The sequence below is a fragment of the Streptomyces sp. NPDC051109 genome, assembly GCF_044455885.1.
GTDB lineage: Bacteria > Actinomycetota > Actinomycetes > Streptomycetales > Streptomycetaceae > Streptomyces.
In genome coordinates, this window is record NZ_JBITFF010000014.1 from 1 (window position 1) to 17,506 (window position 17,506).

At 71.6% G+C, this 17,506-nt stretch carries 14 protein-coding genes and 1 pseudogene; 8 read left to right on the forward strand and 7 right to left on the reverse strand.

The features are described from left to right. Positions 1 to 108: 108 nt before the first annotated feature. Together ACIBAD_RS24385 and xylB are read right to left on the reverse strand one after the other, a co-directional pair. Positions 109 to 1,320: an ROK family protein gene (locus ACIBAD_RS24385; protein ID WP_134067471.1), complete on the reverse strand. Its 1,212-nt coding sequence runs from the start codon at positions 1,318 to 1,320 to the stop codon at positions 109 to 111. A 13-nt stretch (positions 1,321 to 1,333) separates the two neighbouring features. Next, positions 1,334 to 2,764, reverse strand: coding sequence for a xylulokinase (gene xylB / locus ACIBAD_RS24390; protein WP_398908366.1), 1,431 nt, complete (start codon positions 2,762 to 2,764; stop codon positions 1,334 to 1,336). Positions 2,765 to 2,856: 92 nt separating this feature from the next. Between xylB and xylA the strand changes: the two genes are divergently transcribed. Beyond that, positions 2,857 to 4,029, forward strand: coding sequence for a xylose isomerase (gene xylA, locus ACIBAD_RS24395; protein ID WP_398908368.1), 1,173 nt, complete (start codon positions 2,857 to 2,859; stop codon positions 4,027 to 4,029). Positions 4,030 to 4,146: 117 nt separating this feature from the next. Here xylA and ACIBAD_RS24400 read toward each other — a convergent pair whose 3' ends face one another. After that, complete coding sequence (locus ACIBAD_RS24400) at positions 4,147 to 5,130, reverse strand: acetylxylan esterase (protein WP_398908370.1); 984 nt, start codon at positions 5,128 to 5,130, stop codon at positions 4,147 to 4,149. Between the two features lie 139 nt (positions 5,131 to 5,269). Next, the gene (locus ACIBAD_RS24405; protein WP_398908372.1) at positions 5,270 to 5,428 is read right to left on the reverse strand and encodes a hypothetical protein; all 159 of its coding nucleotides are present in this window, start codon (positions 5,426 to 5,428) and stop codon (positions 5,270 to 5,272) included. 842 nt (positions 5,429 to 6,270) lie between these two features. On the opposite strand from ACIBAD_RS24405, the gene chvE reads away from it, so the two are divergent. The 3 genes from chvE to mmsB all read left to right on the forward strand — a co-directional run bounded on the left by chvE (position 6,271) and on the right by mmsB (position 10,257). After that, positions 6,271 to 7,365: a multiple monosaccharide ABC transporter substrate-binding protein gene (gene chvE / locus ACIBAD_RS24410; RefSeq protein WP_134067475.1), complete on the forward strand. Its 1,095-nt coding sequence runs from the start codon at positions 6,271 to 6,273 to the stop codon at positions 7,363 to 7,365. A 105-nt stretch (positions 7,366 to 7,470) separates the two neighbouring features. Then, entirely contained in the window at positions 7,471 to 9,018 is a 1,548-nt protein-coding gene (gene mmsA, locus ACIBAD_RS24415) for a multiple monosaccharide ABC transporter ATP-binding protein (protein ID WP_398908374.1), read from the forward strand. Positions 9,019 to 9,021: 3 nt separating this feature from the next. Beyond that, the gene (mmsB, locus tag ACIBAD_RS24420; RefSeq protein WP_398908376.1) at positions 9,022 to 10,257 is read left to right on the forward strand and encodes a multiple monosaccharide ABC transporter permease; all 1,236 of its coding nucleotides are present in this window, start codon (positions 9,022 to 9,024) and stop codon (positions 10,255 to 10,257) included. 89 nt (positions 10,258 to 10,346) lie between these two features. Here the strand turns inward: mmsB and ACIBAD_RS24425 are convergent, their stop codons facing one another. Further along, on the reverse strand, positions 10,347 to 10,643 hold the full coding sequence (locus tag ACIBAD_RS24425; protein ID WP_134073930.1) for a hypothetical protein: 297 nt from the start codon (positions 10,641 to 10,643) through the stop codon (positions 10,347 to 10,349). A gap of 28 nt (positions 10,644 to 10,671) precedes the next feature. Then, positions 10,672 to 11,196: pseudogene (locus ACIBAD_RS24430) on the reverse strand (phytanoyl-CoA dioxygenase family protein); the annotation flags it as partial. A 419-nt stretch (positions 11,197 to 11,615) separates the two neighbouring features. On the opposite strand from ACIBAD_RS24430, the gene ACIBAD_RS24435 reads away from it, so the two are divergent. The 4 genes from ACIBAD_RS24435 to ACIBAD_RS24450 all read left to right on the forward strand — a co-directional run bounded on the left by ACIBAD_RS24435 (position 11,616) and on the right by ACIBAD_RS24450 (position 14,500). Then, positions 11,616 to 11,936 (forward strand): helix-turn-helix transcriptional regulator, encoded by a 321-nt coding sequence (locus ACIBAD_RS24435; RefSeq protein WP_398908378.1) that lies wholly within the window; start codon positions 11,616 to 11,618, stop codon positions 11,934 to 11,936. A 187-nt stretch (positions 11,937 to 12,123) separates the two neighbouring features. Further along, complete coding sequence (locus ACIBAD_RS24440) at positions 12,124 to 13,023, forward strand: expansin EXLX1 family cellulose-binding protein (RefSeq protein WP_398908381.1); 900 nt, start codon at positions 12,124 to 12,126, stop codon at positions 13,021 to 13,023. Positions 13,024 to 13,151: 128 nt separating this feature from the next. Next, positions 13,152 to 13,685, forward strand: coding sequence for a SigE family RNA polymerase sigma factor (locus ACIBAD_RS24445; RefSeq protein WP_398908383.1), 534 nt, complete (start codon positions 13,152 to 13,154; stop codon positions 13,683 to 13,685). Next, the gene (locus tag ACIBAD_RS24450) at positions 13,682 to 14,500 is read left to right on the forward strand and encodes a hypothetical protein (RefSeq protein ID WP_134067483.1); all 819 of its coding nucleotides are present in this window, start codon (positions 13,682 to 13,684) and stop codon (positions 14,498 to 14,500) included. Before ACIBAD_RS24445 ends, ACIBAD_RS24450 begins: the two co-directional genes overlap by 4 nt. 67 nt (positions 14,501 to 14,567) lie before the next feature. Here ACIBAD_RS24450 and ACIBAD_RS24455 read toward each other — a convergent pair whose 3' ends face one another. Then, entirely contained in the window at positions 14,568 to 17,114 is a 2,547-nt protein-coding gene (locus tag ACIBAD_RS24455; protein WP_398908656.1) for an RICIN domain-containing protein, read from the reverse strand. Positions 17,115 to 17,506: the final 392 nt, after the last annotated feature.

Sequence of the window (17,506 nt, forward strand, 5' to 3'; positions counted from 1 at the left end):
GGCTGCACACCTACAATCACCACCGCGGACACACCGCGCTCGCAGGCAAACCACCCGCCAGCCGCGTCCCCAACCTCACTGGGCAATACACCTAGAGCCTGTCGTCACCTAGTGCGCAGGCAGGCGAGCGGGATCGGCGATGATCTGCCGGACGGTCGACCATGCCGCGCCCAGCACCGGTCCGCGGCGCCCCAGGGCGGAGGAGCGCACCGCCTCCGGGTTCCAGGGCCGGACGGTGATCCGGGCGGCCAGTTCGGCGCGGACGGCGGGGAGGAGCCAGTCGGCGAGTTCGGCGTAGGCGCCGCCCAGAACGAGGCCGTCCGGGTCGATCAGGTTCACCGCCGAGGTGAGGGCGAGGCCCAGGGCCCGTCCTGCACGGTCCAGGGCGCGCAGGGTCGCCTCGTCCCCGGCGCCTGCCCGCTCGGCCAGCAGGGCCACCGGGTCGCCGACGTGCGCGAGGCCGGCCTCGCGCAGCACGGCCGCTTCGCCCGCGTACTGCTCCAGGCAGCCGCGCGCCCCGCAGGCGCAGCGGGCGCCCTCCGGGTGGACGGGCAGGTGGCCGAGTTCGCCCGCGAAGCCGCGGGCGCCCCGGAACAGCTGCCCGCCGACGACCAGTGCGCCACCGATTCCAGCCTCGGCGGAAACGTGTACGAAGGTCTCGGCGGGATGTCCCTGGTGCCAGTGTTCGGCCAGCGCCCCGAGATTGGCCTCGTTCTCCGGCTCGGGCACGGTGTCGGGGTCGGGCCAGTGGTCGGCGGGGCGGACGTCCTGCCAGCCGAGGTTGGGCGCGTTCGCGACGAGCCCGCTCGGTTCGTTCGGTACCACCCCCGGCACGGCCAGGACGCGGCCCGCGACGCGCAGGCCGAGTGCGGCGGCCTCGGCCTCCGCCTCGGCACCCAGCGCAGCGGCCTCGGCGAGCACCCGGCCGGCCGGCCGGCCCGCGTTGGCCCGCTCCACCCGGCGCCACACTCGCGGTTCACCGCGCAGGTCCACGACGCACGCGGCGAGATGGGTGACGCCGATCTCCAGGCCGAGGCCCGCGGGACCCCGATCGCTCAGCTCCAGTGCCCGTCCGGGGCGGCCGACCCGTCCGCTGGGCGTGGTCTCCGTCTCGGTCAGCGCTCCGCGGCCGATGAGCTCGTCGACCATGGAGGAGACGGCCGGCCTGGTCAGGCCCGTGTGCCCGGCGACGTCCGCCCGGGAGAGCGGGCCGTGCGCGGCGACCGCGCCGATCACCACCGCGAGGTTCTGCCGACGCATCCCCCGCTGCGAGGCGGGCCCGGCCTCCACGCCCCCGCCCGCCCTGCCGATCCCCGCCATTGAGCCGACCCTCCTATCGTTCTGCCGGCGCGACTTCCTGCAAGGCCCGCGCCCGCCGCAGCGTACTGGTGATCCGTTCGAGCGTGTCGTCGTCACGGGTCACGGGTTCCAGCACCCGGCCCCCGGCGGTCCCCCAACGCCGGGCGACGGCGTCGGCCGGCTCACCCGTGAGCAGTGCGGCGGCCTGGGCGGCGGCTCCGAGCGCGACCAGTTCCCGGGCCTCGGGCACCTGGACCGCTCGGCCGGACAACCGCAGGACGGTCCGCTGCCAGGCCCTGCCGCGGGCTCCACCGCCGATCAGCAGCAGTGGTTCGTCGGGGGCGGTGCTCTCGCCTCCCGCACGCAGCACGTCGTCCAGGGCCGCGAGCAGGGCTTGGGCGGCGCCGTCGTAGGCGGCCTGGAGCAGCTGGCCGGGCGTGGTGTCGTGGCGCAGGCCGTGGACCAGGCCGGAAGCACCCGGGAGGTCCGGGGTGCGCTCGCCGTCCAGATAGGGAAGGACCACCACCGTGCCGCCCGCCTCGACGTCCTCGCGTTCGCGTCCGACGAGGGCGGCGACGCGGTCGACGGCGAGGGTGCAGTTGAGCGTGCAGGCGAGCGGCAGCCAACCGCCGAGGGCATCGGCGAAGCCGGCGACGGTCCCGCTCGGGTCGACGGGCCGGGTCCGGCCGACGGCGTAGACGGTGCCGGAGGTACCGAGGCTCAGCACCGGACGTCCGGCGGTCAGGCCCAGCCCGAGGGCGGCGGCCATGTTGTCGCCGGTCCCGGTGGCCACCAGCGCGCCCTCGCGCAGTGGCATCCCGGCCCGCACGGTGCCCGCCAGGGCGCCCGGCGCGAGGACCTGCGGCAGCAACCCGGGGTCGAGGCCGATCCGGCCGAGGACGTCCTGGTCGTAGCCGTCCGGGCCCCACCAGCCGGTTCCCGACGCGTCACCGCGGTCCGTCACCGCCTCGCCGGTCAGCCGCTCCGTCAGGAAGTCGTGGGGAAGTCGGACGGCCGCGACGCGGTCGGCGGCGGCAGGCTCGTTCGCGTGCAGCCAGGCCCACTTGGCGGCCGTGAAGGCGGCCGTCGGGACGCTGCCGGTGCGGCGGGCGAGCTCTGCCGGGCCGAAAGCAGATCCGAGTTCGGCGGCCTGCGGGGCGGAGCGGACGTCGTTCCACAGCAGCGCCGGGCGCACCGGCCGGCCGGCCGGGTCAAGGGTGACCAGGCCGTGCTGCTGGCCGGCGATCGAGCAGGCGGCTGCGCGATCCGCCCAGCCGGTGCCCGTCACGGCCTCGCCGAGCGCCCGCCACCACTGTTCGGGGTCGCTCTCGCGTCCGGCGCCCGCGCTGACGGCGTGCGAGGCGCGGCCCTCGCCCAGGACCGCGCCGGTTTCCAGGTCGACGGCCAGGGCCTTGGTGGACTGGGTCGAGCTGTCGACACCGATCACGACACGCTGAGCAGACATGCGTTCCTCCGGTGGGGTTCCTTCTGGCGTCCCGGCATACTAATTTGTTTTTCGTCATTACAAATAGACCTCGGCCTGATCCGGAGCGCCTCATGACCAGCGACCCGCTCGTCCCCACCCCCGCGCACAGGTTCACCTTCGGCCTGTGGACCGTCGGCTGGCAGGGGCGGGACCCCTTCGGGGACGCCACCCGGCCTGCCCTCGATGCGGTCGAGACCGTGGAGCGGCTGGCCGAGCTCGGCGCCTACGGCGTCACGTTCCACGACGACGACCTGATCCCCTTCGGCGCCGGCGACGCCGCCCGCGAGCAGGCGGTCAAGCGCTTCCGCACCGCACTCGACACGGCCGGGCTGAAGGTCCCGATGGCCACGACGAACCTCTTCACCCACCCGGTGTTCAAGGACGGCGCCTTCACCGCCAACGACCGTGACGTGCGCCGGTACGCGCTGCGCAAGACGATCCGCAACATCGACCTGGCCGTGGAACTCGGCGCCTCGGTCTACGTCGCCTGGGGCGGCCGCGAGGGCGCGGAGACCGGCGCCGCCAAGGACGTGCGCAACGCCCTCGACCGGCTGAAGGAGGCGTTCGATCTGCTGGGCGAGTACGTCGAGAACCAGGGATACGACCTGCGCTTCGCGATCGAACCCAAGCCCAACGAGCCGCGCGGCGACATCCTGCTGCCCACCATCGGGCACGCCCTGGCGTTCATCAACGAGCTGGACCGGCCCGACCGGGTCGGCCTCAACCCGGAGGTCGGCCACGAGCAGATGGCCGGGCTGAACTTCCCGCACGGCATCGCCCAGGCCCTGTGGCACGGCAAGCTGTTCCACATCGACCTCAACGGCCAGACCGGCATCAAGTACGACCAGGACCTGCGCTTCGGCGCGGGCGACCTGCGCCAGGCCTTCTGGCTGGTCGACCTGCTGGAGTCGGCGGGCTACGACGGCCCCCGCCACTTCGACTTCAAGCCGCCGCGCACCGAGGACTCCGCCGGGGTCTGGGTCTCGGCGGCCGCCTGCATGCGCAACTACCTGCTCCTGGCGGAGCGTTCCCGCACCTTCCGGTCCGATCCGGAGGTCCAGGCCGCCCTCGCCGCCTCCCGACTGCCCGAACTCGCCCTGCCCACCGCCGAGGACGGCCTGGCCGGGCTGCTGGCCGACCGGTCCGCCTTCGACGAGTTCGACGTCGAGGCCGCCGCGCGCCGCGGCATGGCCTTCGAGCAGCTGGACCAGCTCGCCCTCGAACACCTCCTCGGAGCCCGCTGAGGCCGTGCACGCAGGAGCCGGGCCGTGACGATCCACGGCCCGGCTCCACCACTCCCCGGGGGGGCAGTCCGGGGTGGTCATGGGCGGCACCCCCCGGGCCGGTCGAGTGCGGGGCGGTCAGAGCTCCGGCGCCAGGCCGCGCTCGTGCAGCCAGGCCAGTTGGACGGGCGGGTTGGAGCCGAGGCCACCGCCGTGGTCACCGAACGGCCACACGGTCATGGAACGGTCCGCGCCCGCGTAGTGGTTGAAGGCGGCGTAGACCGTGGAGGGCGGGCAGACCGGGTCCATCAGGGCCACGCTGAACAGCGTCGGCGCGGTGGCCCGCCGGGCGAAGTGGACGCCGTCGAAGTGGTCGAGGGTGGCGAAGGCCGACTCCACGTGGTGACGGCTGTGCCAGCGCAGGTACTTGGCGATCTCCTGGTACGGGCCTTCGTCGCAGATCGCGGCGGCGTGGCGGAAGTGGCACAGGAACGGGACGTCCGGCATCGCGGCCGCCACCCGGTCCCCGGCGAGACCGGCGACGGCGAGCGCCAGACCGCCCCCCTGGCTGCCTCCGGCCACCACGATCCGTCGGCTGTCGAGTCCGGGCAGCTCCGCGACCGCGTCCACGGCGCGCACGCAGTCGGTGATCAACCGCCGGTAGTAGTAGGTGTCGGGAGAGTCGATGCCGCGGGTCATGAACCCCTCGACCCACTGCGTGCCGCCGCCCGGGTCCCGGTCCGGGGTGTCGTGGCCCTGGCCCCGGCTGTCGACGACGAGTTGGGCGTAGCCGGCGGCGGACCAGAACAAGTGGTCTGTGGGCAGTCCGCGACCGCCGCCGTAGCCGATGTAGGTGATGACGACCGGCAGCGGTCCGGCCGCGTCGCGCGGGCGCAGCAGCCAGGCGGCCACCGGTTCGCCGTTCCAGCCGGGGAAGCGTACGTCGTCGACCTCGACGGTGTGCAGCATGTGCTGGGCGGTGACCCGCTCCACGTTGATCGCGCCGTCGTGTGCGCGGGCTTCAGCGAGGGTCCGCCGCCAGAAGCCGTCGAAACCTGTCGGATCGGGCAACTCGGGTCGGTAGTCGATGAGTTCGTCCGCGCCGAGGTCGGTGAGCGGCATGGGGGTTCCTCCGGCCGGAGAGGTGACGGGGAGAGGGGGTGACGGGGAGAGGGGGTGACGGGGAGAGGGGGTGACGGGGAGAGGGGGTGACGGGGAGAGGGGGTGACGGGGAGATCGGGCTCGGCGGCCTTGAGGGGGGTCATGTCTCGCCGGTCCGGGCGGTGGTGCGGGAGGGGGTGGCGGCCCGCCCCCCTGTGGCGGGCCGCCCGGCGCCGGCCGACTCGCGCTCGATGACGGCGTGCGGGTGCCCGTGCAGGACGGTCGCGAGCTCCCGTCCGCCGTGCACGCGGACCAGCACGGCACGAGCGGTGAGGTTGCCGGAGGGGATACCGACGACGGACCCGTCCGAGCTCGGACGGCAGGGAGCACGGCCACTTCCTCATCCCTCGTACGGGAAACCGGCGTCGGCTCCTGCGGAGTTGGAGCGTCACCCCTCCCATGAGACAAACTGTTAACGCTAACAGTCTTCCTGTCAAGCAACCGGAGGAGTCCTCGAGACGGTGCGACCGGCGGGGCGGCCCGCGGATGCACGCGCCGCCCCCAGCTCCCCGACGAAGGGTGTCTGGGGCCGGCGGCCGGGCTCACGCACCAAAGTCCTGCCGCACAGCAGCCGAGCGCGGAGTCAAGCAGGTGCACCCAGGAACGCCGTCGAGGCCGCCGGGCCGATGCATCCCGATATCGAGCGGCCGGAGTCGTGCGGGGCACACGCGCAGCAGACCGAGCACCCTGTCACCGCTGGCACAGAAGATGGCAGGACGTCTCCCAGTCCGGCGATCCGCGCTCCCACCCGGCAGCCGGCCCCCGTCCTCCCGTCGCCGCGCCGCGCCGCGCCCGTCAAAGCCGCCGAAACCGCGGGAGCCGCGGAAGCCGCCCGCGGTCGGCGCGCCCGGACGTCCCGCTGGGGAGCCGCCCCGGCGAGGAGGCTGCCCGCCTGCGGCGATGTTGCCCAATGGTGATCTGAACAGACTCTTGACGACACACTTGTGAGCGTTAACACTCAGGTATCGCCAGGCCGGAGCCGCTGCAGACCTGAACTTCGCAACAGCCCGGGGAACGACTCCCGGCCGGCCCCGCTCGACCGCTTCCGGTTCTCCCAGCCGGGTCGCACTGTGCCGGTCGCGGAACATCACTGGAGGAACTGTGCGGAAGCTTTCAGCGGGCCTTGTCACCCTGGGCTTGACGCTGTCGCTGTCAGCCTGCGGCCAGAGCGCCAACGGAGCAGGCGACGGCGGGGGCGGCGGGGACGCCAAAGGCGGGCTCATCGGCATCGCGATGCCGACCAAGTCGTCGGAGCGCTGGATCAACGACGGCAACAACATGGTCAAGGAGTTCCAGGCCAAGGGTTACAAGACTGACCTCCAGTACGGCGACAACGTCGTGGAGAACCAGGTCTCCCAGGTGGAGAACATGATCACCAAGGGGGCCAAGCTGCTGGTGATCGCGGCCATCGACGGTTCCTCGCTCACGAACGTGCTGCAGAAGGCCGCCGACGCCCACGTCCGCGTCATCTCGTACGACCGGCTGATCCGCGGTACCGGGAACGTCGACTACTACGCGACCTTCGACAACTACAAGGTCGGCGTCCTCCAGGGCAGCTACATCGTCGACAAGCTCGGCGTCAAGGACGGCAAGGGCCCGTTCAACGTCGAGTTGTTCGCCGGCTCTCCGGACGACAACAACGCCGCGTTCTTCTACAACGGCGCGATGAGCGTCCTCAAGCCGTACATCGACGACAAGAAGCTGGTCGTGCAGAGCGGCCAGACCTCCCTCAACCAGATCGCCACGCTGCGCTGGGACGGCGGTCTCGCCCAGTCCCGGATGGACAACCTGCTGAGCAAGTCGTACACCGCCGCCCGCGTCGACGCCGTGCTCTCGCCCTACGACGGCATCTCGATCGGCATCATCTCCTCGCTCAAGGGCGTCGGCTACGGCGCCGGCCAGCCACTGCCCGTCGTCACGGGCCAGGACGGCGAGCTCGCCTCGGTGAAGTCGATCATCGCCGGCGAGCAGACCCAGACCGTCTACAAGGACACCCGCCAACTGGCCAAGGCCGCGGTCCAGATGGGCGACGCGCTGCTGACCGGCGGAAAGCCCGAGGTCAACGACACCAGCCAGTACGACAACGGCGTCAAGATCGTGCCGGCACAGCTGCTCCAGCCGGTGAGCGTCGACAAGGAGAACTACCGGAAGGTCCTGGTGGACAGCGGCCAGTACACCGCGGACCAGCTCAAGTAGCAGCCCACGGAGCCCGACCGACGGGTCCGGCGACGACGAAACGGCGCTGCGACGCCCGGGAGACCGCCCGGCACCGCACGCCCCCGACGATACGGATGCACAACCATGGCCCGACCCGTTCTTGAGATGCGGTCGATCAGCAAGACGTTTCCGGGTGTCAAGGCCCTCTCCGAGGTCAACCTGACCGTCGCCGCGGGTGAGGTGCACGCCGTCTGCGGCGAGAACGGCGCCGGCAAGTCCACGCTGATGAAGGTGCTCAGCGGGGTGTACCCCCACGGCGGCTACGAGGGCGAGATCTACTTCGAGGGCGAGCCCTGCCGGTTCCGGGACATCCGGGCCAGCGAGCAGCGCGGCATCGTGATCATCCACCAGGAACTCGCGCTGGTGCCCTACCTGTCCATCGCCGAGAACATCTTCCTCGGCAACGAGCACGCCACCCGGGGCGTCATCAGCTGGCACAAGACCCTGACCCACGCCGCCGCACTGATCCGGCAGGTCGGGCTCGACGAGAGCCCGCACACCAGGATCGCCGATCTCGGCGTGGGCAAACAGCAGTTGGTCGAGATCGCCAAGGCGCTCGCCAAGAAGGTCAAGCTGCTCATCCTGGACGAGCCGACGGCCGCCCTGAACGACGAGGACAGCGGCAAGCTGCTCGACCTGATCCTGGAACTCAAGGCCCAGGGCATCTCCTGCATCCTCATCTCGCACAAGCTGAACGAGATCGCCCGCGTCGCCGACTCCGTCACCATCCTGCGCGACGGGCGGACCATCGAAACCATCGCGATCGGCCCCGAGGGCATCTCCGAGGAGCGGATCATCCGCGGCATGGTCGGCCGCGACCTGGAACACCGCTACCCCGAGCGCACCCCCGAGATCGGCGAGGTCGCCTTCGAGATCGAGGACTGGAGCGTGCAGCACCCGATAGACCACCGGCGCAAGGTGGTCGACGGCGTCTCGCTCAACGCCCGTCGAGGCGAGATCGTCGGCATCGCCGGCCTCATGGGCGCGGGCCGCACCGAACTGGCCATGAGCGTCTTCGGCCGCTCGTACGGTCGGTGGACCGGCGGCCGGGTGCGCCTCGACGGCCGGGAGATCCGTACCCGGACGGTGCCGGAGGCGATCGGGCACGGCATCGCGTACGTGACCGAGGACCGCAAGCAGCTCGGCCTCAACCTGGGCGACGACATCAGCCGGAACATCTCGCTGAGCGCCCTCGGCAAGGTCGCCCGGCGGGGCTGGGTCGACCGGCACGCGGAGACACGGGTCGCCGAGTCGTTCCGGCGGACCATGAACATCAAGGCCCCCTCGGTGTCCGCGGAGACCGGCAAGCTCAGCGGCGGCAACCAGCAGAAGGTCGTGCTCAGCAAGTGGATCTTCGCCGAGCCGGAGGTGCTGATCCTCGACGAGCCCACCCGGGGCATCGACATCGGCGCCAAGGCGGAGATCTACACCGTCATCGCCGAACTCGCCGCCCAGGGCAAGACGGTACTCGTCATCTCCTCCGAACTCCCCGAACTCCTGGGCCTGTGCGACCGGATCTACACCATGGCCGAAGGCCGGATCACCGGTGAGGTGACCCGCGCGGACGCCACCCAGGAATCCCTCATGCGGCTCATGACCATGAGCGCGGCATACCCCGACAAGCAGGTGTGAGGCATGGCCCAGACCAAGAACACCCCAGAGACCACGCCCCGCACACCGCAGACCGGCCGACGTGCGTCGGCCGGTGCCGTACTGGCGCGAGCGCTGCGCGGCAACCTGCGCCAGTACGGGATGCTGCTCGCGCTGGCGCTGATCGTGCTGCTGTTCCAGTTCTGGACGGACGGCATCCTGCTCCAGCCGCTCAACATCACCAATCTGATCCAGCAGAACGGCTACATCCTCATCCTGGCCATCGGCATGATGATCGTCATCATCGCCGGCCACATCGACCTGTCGGTCGGGTCGCTCGCCGCCTTCGTCGGGGCCGCCGCCGCGGTGATGATGGTCAAACACCACGCGCCGTGGCCCGTGGCGCTGGTGGCCGGGCTGCTGATCGGGGCCCTGGCGGGAGCCTGGCAGGGTTTTTGGATCGCCTATCTCGGCATCCCCTCGTTCATCGTCACGCTGGCCGGGATGCTGCTGTTCCGCGGCGGAACCCAGATCCTCCTGCAGGGCCAGTCGGTGGCGCCGTTCCCCAAGGGCTTCCAGAACATCAGCAGCGGCTTCCTCCCCGCCGTCGGCCCCCACACCGACTACCACAACCTGACCCTCCTGCTGGGCCTCGTGGTGCTGGCCGTCGCGATCCTGCAGGAGGTGCGCGGACGGCGGCGGGCCGCCTCGTACGGGCTGGAACCGCTCCCGGCCGGGCTGTTCCTGGCGAAGCTCGGGGCGATCACCGCGGCCGTGGTGGCCTTCACGCTGCTGCTGGCCAGCTACCACGGCGTGCCGATCGTCCTGCTGATCCTCGGCGCCCTGCTGATCGGCTTCGGATACGTGATGCGCAATTCGATCCTCGGCCGGCACACCTACGCCATCGGCGGCAACGAGGCCGCGGCGCGGCTGTCCGGGGTGAAGAGCAAGCGGGTCGTCTTCCTGGCCTTCGTGAACATGGGCGTTCTCGCGGCCCTGGCCGGAATGGTCTTCGCCGCGCGACTCAACGCCGGTACGCCGCAGGCCGGCATCAACTTCGAGTTGGAGGCGATCGCCGCAGCCTTCATCGGCGGCGCCTCCGCGAGCGGCGGTGTGGGTACCGTCCTCGGTGCGCTCACCGGAGGTCTGGTGCTGGGCGTACTGAACAACGGCATGTCGCTGGTCGGCGTGGGTACCGACTACCAGCAGGTGATCAAGGGCCTGGTACTGCTGGCGGCCGTCGGCTTCGACGTCTACAACAAGCGCAAGGCCGGAGGCTGACCCCGCTCCCTGCCTCTGCCCCTATCCCCACCCCTGCCCCCTCCTCGGCTCGGCGCCGCCGCCGCTCGCACGAGGAGGGGGTGCCTCGCCTATCGGGGCCCCGGCTCGCGCGGCTCCGCCCGCACGTCGACGATCCGCTCCAGGAAGAACTCGTGCTTGAGGAAGGAGACGTCGTACTCATGACCCGGGTAGGGCGGGAGCAGCTGCGCGGCCTGGATCAGGCGCCAGCCCGCCCGGAGCGCCGCCACCCCCGACTCGTACGGCGGCTCGTCGCTGTCGCCCGTGGTCGGTGAGGTGCGGCCCGTGCCGTCGTACAGCGACCAGCCCACGACATGGGAGTCCAGCGCCGAGGTGGCCGAGTACAGGACCAGCACCTGCTGCCGCAGCACCGGCGCGGCCCTTCTGCCCGCTCGCGTCGCTGTCGTTGCGCCGGCCCCCGTGCCAGAGGCCGTGGTCCAGAATCACCACCCTCCCGGCCGGGCGGACCAGCCGGTGCTGGCCGCGCAGGTTCTGGTAGCGGCCGGTGTCGGACTCGTTGATCCGCCGGAGGTGGCTGCCCGGCACGGTGAGCGTTCCACCCATCTCCAACATCACTGCCTGCGGAAAATACATCAACTGCACGTCGATGGCGTCCGGCCGGACGTCGATGACGGCGTCCCCGTGCAGCGGCTGCGCCCTGCCGCCGTGGGGCTCGCGGGTGTGCACGAAGTGGTGGTCCACCCACGGCTCCGGGCCCACGAGGCTGTGCAGGGCCCCTGCCACCTGCGGAAGTTCCAGCAGCCGACGGACGAAGGATCCCTGCGCGTAGGCCTCGGACAGCGGGATCCCGTACGGCACCGGCGGCACCCCGTCGGCCAGTACCGCCAAGCCCTCGGCGTCCATTCCCGCCGCGACCACCGCGTCCAGTCGCAGCGACCCGCGTCCCACGAACCGCGCCATCCGCACCGAATCGCGTAGTTCTCGCGTGTTCTCCCTGCCGGACCTCTGGCAGCTCCATGTGTAGGACTACGAGGCCGACTTGACGGTGGACGGCACGCATTACGCGATGCGCTCCGGCCGGATCAGCGTCGTACCGCGCGGCGCCGAGGTCCGCTATCGCAACCGGGGCCGGTCCTCACACCTCTCCGTCCGCCTCCGACTGGGCTCAGGTGGAACTCCACGCAGCGTCCCGGTGATCCAGCACCCCGGGCTCGAACTCACCTGGGTGAACGCCCGGTTGCGGTCGGCTCTGATGGCCTGGCCGAACACCCCGGCACGAGCCGCGGCCGAGGTGTGGGCCGCCCTGTGGCGGGTCGCCCAGCTCACGCCCGCGAGGGAGCCGAACGCCACAGGCCGTTCATCCGGCGGTCACGGCCGCCGTGGCCCTGATCGAGGCGCGGCTGGGGAAGCCTCTGACGGTGCCGGACATCGCTGCGGCAGCCGGTGCCTCCCACAACCACCTGACGCGGCTCTTCCGCGCCGCGACGGGGGAGACGGTCGTCGGCTGCATCCGGGCCCGGCGCATGGAACGGGCGCGCCACTTCCTGCAGGCCACCACGCTCTCCGTCCCCGCCGTCGCCGCATCGGTCGGCATTCCCGACCTCCAGGCGTTCAACAAGGCGTGTCGCCGCGCACTCGGCGCCTTTCCGCGCAGCATCCGTGCCGCCCGGCCTGGTTCCCCAACCTCCCCCGCCCGGTGAGCGGACCGATACGGGACACCGCTACCCGGCCGCCCCGAAGGACCCGCCGCGCGCCCGCTTCCCACCGTCGGCAACCTTTTCGCGTCCTGCGGCGACCAGGCAGTGCACCTCGACTCGATTCTTCGAACGGATGGACATGCAGACTGCACGGCAGGCCGCGCGGCAGCGCAGGCGTAGACACGGGCTGATGCGGGGGACGGCAGTGACACTGACCGCCGCGGGCGTCCTCTTCTGCCTGGTGACCGCCATGCTCCCCCACCCCAAGGGCGAAGCCGAAGCCGGGGCCGGGTCGCGGGCCGACGTGGCCGCCCCCGCCGCCCCCCTGGCGGGAGCCACGTCCTCGGCACCGACGAGCCCAGCGCCCCCGGCTGACAGCTCGCCTACCGCGGCAACCCCGAGCGCGGCCGCCGCATCGACGCCACGGCCCTCGGCGAAGGAAACCCCACCGGCGGCGCCCCCTCGGGCACCGTCGGCAGGACGCATCCAGCCCGAGACCACCTACAAGGGCGTCGCCACCGCCTACGCTGCCGGCGACGGCAACGGCGCCTGCCTGTTCGGCCCGAGCGGCGACCTCATGATCGCGGCGATGAACACCACCGACTACGAGTCGTCCAAAGCCTGCGGCGCCTACGTGCGCGTCCGCGCCGCGAACGGCGCTTCGATCACGGTCCGGATCACCAACGAATGCCCGCTGCCCTGCGCACCCGGACAACTGGACCTCAGCGAACAGGCCTTCGCGAAACTGGCCGATCCCAAGCTCGGCCGCATCCCGATCACCTGGAGCCTGTTGAGCCCCCGCACCTCCGGCACGCTCTCCATCCGGTACAAGACCGGTTCCAGCCCCCACTGGTGCGGCATCCAGGTGATCGACCACCGCAATCCGGTCGCGCGTCTGGAGGTACGCACCGCCGCGGGCTGGCGGAGACTGCCCCGTACCGACTACAACTACTTCCTCTCCGCCGACGGCAGCGGGTGCGGCGGCGCGATGAGGATCACCGACATCTACGGAGAGCAGCTGACGGTCGACGGGACCGCGCTGCTGCCGAACGTCGCACAACCGACCCGGGTCCAGTTCGCCCCGCACTGAAACCGCACGGCGGCGGCCGAGGGGCGGATCCGGTGGGGCGGATCGGAGCGCCCTGGGTCGTACCGGGCGCTGGTACGCTGCCGTCCGGATGTTAGCGCACACATTTGCGAAAGGGGCGACCGTCGGACATGGTCCTCGATGACGCGTCCGCGGAATTCCACGACTTCTTCGAACGCCACTACGCGGAACTCGCCCGATTCGCCCATCTCCTGACGGGCGAGGCGGACTGCGCCGACGATCTGGCCGCGGACGCTCTGATCGCGCTGTGGCAGCGCTGGGACCGGCTACGCGAGGCCGAGTACCCTCTCGCCTACGCCCGTGGCGTGGTCGCCAACCTGGCACGGTCACGGATCCGCAGCACGGTGCGCGAGCGTCGCCGGATCGCCCTGTTCTGGTCCCGTGGCGCGGAGCCGTTGGACGGTCCGGACGTGGCCGCCGTGGTGGACGTGCGGACGGCTCTCGCCCGGTTGCCGTTCCGGAAGCGGACGTGCGTGGTCCTGCGGCACGCCTTCGACCTGTCGGAGAAGGACACCGCGCTGGCGCTCGGAATATCGGTCGGTACGGTAAAGAGCCAGACCTCGAAGGGGATGGCAGAGCTGGAACGGATGCTGGGCAGCACGGCATCAGCCGGGGAACTTCTGGCGGGGAGGAGGAGTCGTTGAACGAGGAGCTCACCGAGCGGCTGCGCGCAGCCGCCGAGGCCCACCAGCCCGACCGTGCCCGGATCCTGGCACGCGTGGAACGCGGCACGTCCGGCGCCTCCGCCCGCCGTCGCGAGCCGTCCGGCGCGAGGCCATGGCCCAGGGTCGCGCTCGCCTCCCTCACCGTGGTCGGCACTCTGGCGGTCGGTGGTTTCGCCGTCGCCGCCATCGTCCAGTCACCGCCGGCCCGGCCGGAGGTCTCGGCCACCCCCGCCGCGCCGTCCGCGCCGTCCGCGCCGTCCGGGAGCCCCCGTTCGACACCGTCGACACCATCGGCGCCCGCCACCGGCAGCCCGACCACGCCGGACCGTTCGTCCCCGACGAGCCCCAGCCCTTCCGCGTCAGGCCCCGCGGGCTCGGCCCGGCCCGACAGCGCGCACGTCCAGGACGGGCCGCTGTCGTCGGCCGGCGCGTTGGGCGCGAACAGCAACAACTTCTGGGCGCAGAGCAACATCACCGTCAAGTCCACGCAGCCGCTGACCGCCCTCACCGTGGAGCTGCGCATCACGCAGACCGGCGCGGTGCAGAGCACGGGCAGCTGGCGAACGCTGCCCGCCGAGGATTTCACCGTCACCGTGCAGAGCGAGGGCGGAGCAGTGGTCTACCGCTGGATCCTCAAGCCGGGCCGTACGGTCCCGGCCGGACAGCACGTCTTCGCCGGCCAGTACAACCACGCCGCCGGCGCACGCGAGGCCGAGCAGGACGGCTACCGCGTCGACGCCAACGGTCACCGCGGCGCCTTCTCGGTCTGGGGCGGGTTCACCCCGGCACGCTGAGGCCGTGCCGCTCCCCCGGCCCGTGGGTGGACGGCGCGGACCGCCGCCCGCCCACGGGCCTGGAGCATCAGGACAGGTCGCCGTACACGACGCCACGGCCGTAGGCGCCCAGGTAGACGCGCCCGTACACGTCGGGGTCGCCAGTGATGACGTTGATGGCGCTCCCACCGAACTGGTGCTGGTCGTCGTTGATCCGGACCCAGGCCGAGCCGCCGTCGGTGGAGCGGAACAGCCCGGCGACGCCCTTCACCTGCCCGGAGAGGTAGAGCGCCTGGTATCCGGCACCCGGGGCCGGCTTGCCGAAGCCGACGGCGGTCGCCCGCTCCACTCCGCCGGGCTTGCCGAAGCTCTTCCCCCCGTTGGTGGAGTGCAGGAGTCCGTTGTCCCCGCCGGCGATCCACAGGTCACCGGCGATGCCCGGAACCGCCTCCAGCCGCCCGCCGCCCAGACCGGTGGCCCGGGCGGTGAAGTTCTTCCCGCCGTCGGTGCTGGCGTACAAGGTGCCGCCGCTGAGGGCGTAGAAGGTGTTCACCGCCGAACGGTCGGCCACCACGGCCGTGTCCTTGGGCAGACCGGCGGCCGCCGTCCAGACCGAGCCGCGGTCGGTCGAGGAGTACGGGACCTGCCCATCGGGGGCCCACACCACGGCGGCGCCGTCCGCCGAGACGGCCACGGAACCGCCGCCGGCGTCGCGCGTCGGCGCCGTGGCGAACGGCGCCCAGGCGGCTCCGCCGTCGGTCGAATAGGCGCCGTGCTGCTCGCCACCCAGACCGACCCGCACCACGAACTGCGGCTTCGACTGGGCGAAGTCGATACCGGTGGTGTTGGTGAACCGTGGTCCGGAGAGCGCCTTGGCGGGCACCTTGGTGAGGTCCTCGTGCCGGAACCCGCTGACATCGCCGAGGGCACTGATCAGGGGAAGACCAGGGGGCTTGATCAGCCCGAGAGTCGCGGTCTCCTCCAGGCCCTTGGCCGGGATCGTCCAGTGCGTCGCCCGCCCGGCGTCCGCCGCGGTCACGTCCTTGCTGCCCCACATCCCCGATCCGGTGCCGTACAGCGCATGCCCGGAATCGAAGGGGTCGATGGCCAGGGCGCCCATCCAGTGACCGATGCCGGTGCCCACGTAGGGCGCTGCGGAGCTGTCCCGCACCGAGGTCGCGCCGAGCGCCTTCCAGGAGGCGCCGCCGTCGACGGATCGGTAGATCTCGTCCGAGGGCCACCAGCGGTCCAGCGTGGTGACCATGACCGTGGACGGGTGCTGCGGATCGACCGCCAGGCCGGCGAAACCGTAACCGCCGCTGGACGGCGAGATGTTCTGCCAGCCCCCGGTGGACGGCGTGTGCTTCCACACCGAACCAGCCGTCACGCCGTTCGGGCCCGGCGCGTTGGTGTACGTCAGGTAGAGCGAGCCGTCGCCGGACAGCACACCGTGCTGCGGCAGCTGCCCCTTCGGCTGGCCGGGCACGGCCTGCCAGGTGTTGCCGCCGTCGGTGGACCGGTACAGCGAGGTGGTCTTGTCGGCCACCCCGACGTAGATCGTCCGGCTGCCGGACGGGCCGAAGGTCACGAAGGAGAGGCCGACGCCGCTGCTCGCACCGTCCTTCACGGGGAAGCCGGCGACCTGGCTCCACGTCACGCCGTAGTCGGTGCTGCGCCAGAGCCCGTTCTTGCGGGTACCCAGGTAGAGCGTGCTGTGGTCGGACGGGTCCACCACCAGCCGCTCGCCCATGGACCGGCCGTCCTCGTTGCCGCCCAGTTTGAACGGCAGGTCGGTGCGCTGGAACGTCCTGCCCTGGTCGGTGGAGCGGAGGATGGCCCCGTTGCCCGCCCAGTCGTTGGTGTAGGTGCCGCTCGCGAGGTACAGGCGGTTCGGGTCGACCGGGTCGGTCGCCAGGCTCTCGATCCCCAGCAGGTTCCAGTCGGCTCCGCCGATCCAGTCGGTCAGGGAGGTCCAGCGGGCGGCGGTCGCGTCCCAGCGGTAGGCGCCGCCGATGTCGGTCCGTGCGTACAGCAGGTCCTTGCGGGCGGGGTTGAAGACCAGCCCGGTAACGAATCCGCCGCCGACGATCTGCGCGTTGTGCCAGGTGTACCTGCCCGAGCCGCCGATCTTCACCAGCTTCCACCGCTGGTTGGTGCTGCCCTGGTCCGGGTACTGGATGAGCGGCACGCCGTCGCTGCTGGAGCCGCCCCACACGTCCAGCACCATGCCGCTGCTCCGGGAGACTATTTTCACCGCCGCGCCGCCGACCTCCTCGATCTTCCACTGCTGCGTGGCGGCGCCGTGGTCGGACTGCTGCTCCACGGCTGCCGCCGACCGTACGGAAGCTCCCCGCACACCGAGGACCTTCTTGCTGCTGCGGTTCTCCAGCTCGTAGTAGCCGTCCCGCGTCGGCCTCAGCCGCCATTGCTGACTCGCGGCACCGGCCACGCGGCTCTGCTGCCGTGTCCAGACACCGTCCGACGTGTCCGCGCCGGGTACGTCCAGCACCTTGTCGCTGCGCACGGACACCACCTCGTAGTAGGCCTCGGAATCCAGCGTCGCGGCCTCCGAGTCGGCCTGCACGAACAGCAGGTAGGGGCCGAGCACACCGGGCACGCCCAGCGCCAGGCCCATCGTCGTCCAGCGCCGGCGGTGGCGTCCACGCGTACGTCGCTCGCCACCGGCCGCGCGTGTGCGCCGACCGCGACCGTGCGCGGTGGGATCCGTCTCGTTCATCGGGGGGCTCCTTGCTCCGAGCCTGCCGCGCACACCCGCTCAGGTCAGCGGTGCGCAGCGGCATGCGGCGGTGTGGTCGGACGATCCGTGGGTGTGATCGTCTTCGGGTCGCCTGTCAGTCGCCACAGCTCCGCAAAAGGTTGCCGACCGCCGAAGTCCTCCTCGGACCGCTGACGGTCCGGCCCAGCGCGCGCAGATCGCGCGCTGAACCGAGCAGCAGGTGTGCCCGGTCGCGCCGGGTCGCGCTCCCACCCCTCGGCCACGACCGACCCGGTGCGGCGGTCAACCCG

Coding starts and splice junctions, on each gene's coding strand:
- ACIBAD_RS24385 (WP_134067471.1), bottom strand. CDS start 1,320: ATGGCGGGGATCGGCAGGGCGGGCGGGGGCGTGGAGGCCGGGCCCGCC.
- xylB (WP_398908366.1), bottom strand. CDS start 2,764: ATGTCTGCTCAGCGTGTCGTGATCGGTGTCGACAGCTCGACCCAGTCC.
- xylA (WP_398908368.1), top strand. CDS start 2,857: ATGACCAGCGACCCGCTCGTCCCCACCCCCGCGCACAGGTTCACCTTC.
- ACIBAD_RS24400 (WP_398908370.1), bottom strand. CDS start 5,130: ATGCCGCTCACCGACCTCGGCGCGGACGAACTCATCGACTACCGACCC.
- ACIBAD_RS24440 (WP_398908381.1), top strand. CDS start 12,124: ATGCGGGGGACGGCAGTGACACTGACCGCCGCGGGCGTCCTCTTCTGC.
- mmsA (WP_398908374.1), top strand. CDS start 7,471: ATGGCCCGACCCGTTCTTGAGATGCGGTCGATCAGCAAGACGTTTCCG.
- ACIBAD_RS24445 (WP_398908383.1), top strand. CDS start 13,152: ATGGTCCTCGATGACGCGTCCGCGGAATTCCACGACTTCTTCGAACGC.
- ACIBAD_RS24455 (WP_398908656.1), bottom strand. CDS start 17,114: ATGGGCCTGGCGCTGGGCGTGCCCGGTGTGCTCGGCCCCTACCTGCTG.
- mmsB (WP_398908376.1), top strand. CDS start 9,022: ATGGCCCAGACCAAGAACACCCCAGAGACCACGCCCCGCACACCGCAG.